Source organism: Salinibacterium sp. (assembly GCF_031364185.1).
Classification (GTDB): domain Bacteria; phylum Actinomycetota; class Actinomycetes; order Actinomycetales; family Microbacteriaceae; genus Rhodoglobus.
This window is the reverse complement of record NZ_JANLVV010000279.1, coordinates 1-2036: the sequence shown is the minus strand read 5'-3', so window position 1 is coordinate 2036 and position 2036 is coordinate 1. Positions and strand designations below refer to the sequence as shown.

General features: G+C 64.8%; 2 protein-coding genes. One reads left to right on the top strand and one right to left on the bottom strand.

Annotated elements, in window-relative coordinates; translation table 11 throughout:
* Positions 1 to 91 precede the first annotated feature (91 nt).
* Positions 92 to 1195 carry a 4-hydroxy-3-methylbut-2-enyl diphosphate reductase gene (locus RMN95_RS12155; RefSeq protein WP_309617173.1) on the bottom strand — a complete coding sequence of 368 codons (1104 nt, stop codon included), beginning with the start codon at positions 1193 to 1195 and terminating at the stop codon, positions 92 to 94.
* 107 nt (positions 1196 to 1302) lie between these two features.
* On the opposite strand from RMN95_RS12155, the gene xseA reads away from it, so the two are divergent.
* Positions 1303 to 2036: exodeoxyribonuclease VII large subunit (gene xseA / locus RMN95_RS12150; RefSeq protein WP_309617172.1), on the top strand; the 734-nt coding region annotated here is incomplete at its 3' end.

The following is a 2036-nucleotide window of genomic DNA, read 5'->3' as shown; positions in this document are numbered from 1 at the left end:
CTGGGTTGGCGTGACCGTCGCCTGATCGAGCGGGGCCGGAGCCGGCAGACCAACCGGCGCGTACTCGCCGTATTGCGGCCTCGGTCGATCGTCAGTCATGATCGACGGGAGAAGTCGGTGAGCCACCGGTTGACCCGGCTGGGCCTTTCTGCCAGTCGAGTTGGCGGATGCGGCCGCCGAGTGCGCGCTCATCCTGGTTGCCGGCGGCGGCGTCTTTGCGCAGCTCCTTCGGCAGCGAGAACATTAGGTCCTCCTCTGCCGTGACCACCTGGCTGACGTCCCCATAACCAGCGTCGGCGAGGTCATCCAGCACCTCCTGCACCAGCACTTCGGGCACGGATGCCCCGCTGGTGACGCCGACCGTGGCCACCCCGTCGAGCCACTCCTGCCTGATCTCGCTGGCGTAGTCGACGCGATACGCGGCCCTGGCGCCATACTCGAGTGCCACATCCACCAGCCGGACCGTATTGGAGCTATTGGCACTGCCCACGACGATCACGAGTTCGGCATCCTGTGCCACCTTCTTGATAGCGACCTGGCGATTCTGGGTGGCGTAGCAGATGTCGTCGCTGGGGGGGTCCTGCAGATTCGGGAAGCGCTCGCGCAGCAGACGCACCGTCTCCATTGTCTCGTCGACGCTGAGGGTGGTCTGCGAAAGCCAGACCAGGTGATCGGGGTTGTGCACGACGACGTTCGGCACATCGGCCGGGCCCGTCACGAGGGTGGTGCGCTCGGGCGCATGACCCATCGTGCCCTCGACCTCCTCGTGGCCGGTATGACCAATCAGAAGAATTTCGAAGTCATCCCGGGCGAACCTGGTCGCCTCCCTGTGCACCTTCGTGACCAGCGGGCAGGTCGCATCGATCGTCTGCAGCTCGCGATCGGCAGCACCCTGCACGACGGCGGGCGAGACGCCGTGGGCGCTGAACACCACGTGTGAACCGAACGGCACCTCGGTGACATCATCGACGAAGATGGCACCCTTCTGTTCCAGGGTCGACACGACGTGGATGTTGTGCACGATCTGCTTGCGCACATACACGGGGGCCCCGAAATTCTCGAGGGCCTTCTCTACCGCAATGACGGCACGATCAACGCCGGCGCAATATCCTCGGGGTGCCGCCAGCAACACTCGCTTCGAGCCCGCCACGGGCCTGTTCGACAGGCGATTGCGCAGCGCGGGAACGCGTGGCATCTCGAGATCTGAGATGTTGCCGTTCGAGATGGTGGTCACACGTTCGATTCTACCGGTGGGCTGCTGGAAAACGTCGGGCGTCGGCAGCGCGAGCTACCCTTGGCAGCATGTCGATCGAGGTACCCCCGCCCACTGCCGACGCCCCCTGGGGTGTGGCACTATTCGCCGGCAAGATTCGCGGCTGGATCGAACGGCTCGGCATGGCCTGGGTCGAGGGTGAGATTGCCCAGTGGGGCAGGTCCGGCGGGAATGTGTACGGCAAGCTGAAAGACGTCGACGAAGACGCGACCATCTCGTTCACCATCTGGTCGTCAGTGACATCGAAGCTTCCGGATGACCTGAAGCAGGGCGATCGCGTCGTTGCGCTGGTCAAGCCGAATTACTGGATCAAGGGCGGAACGCTGTCGATGCAGGTTTTCGACATGAAACATGTCGGCCTCGGCGACCTGCTCGAAAAACTCGAGCGGCTGCGCCAGAAGCTCTCCGCGGAGGGGCTGTTCAGCCGTCGTCGGCCGCTGCCCTTCCTCCCCGGCTGCATCGGGCTCGTCACGGGAAAAGACAGCGACGCCGAGAAGGATGTGCTGCGGAACGCCCAACTGCGCTGGCCCGCCGTCACCTTCAGGGTTGTACACGCTGCCGTCCAGGGTGATCGCGCGGTCGGAGAGGTCATCTCCGCGCTGCGAATACTGGATGCCGATCCGGAGGTTGACGTGATCATCGTCGCGCGGGGCGGCGGCGACTTCCAGAATCTGCTCGTCTTCAGCGATGAGGCGTTGCTGCGTGCGGCGGCGGCGCTGTCGACGCCGTTGGTGAGCGCGATCGGGCACGAGGCCGATCGACC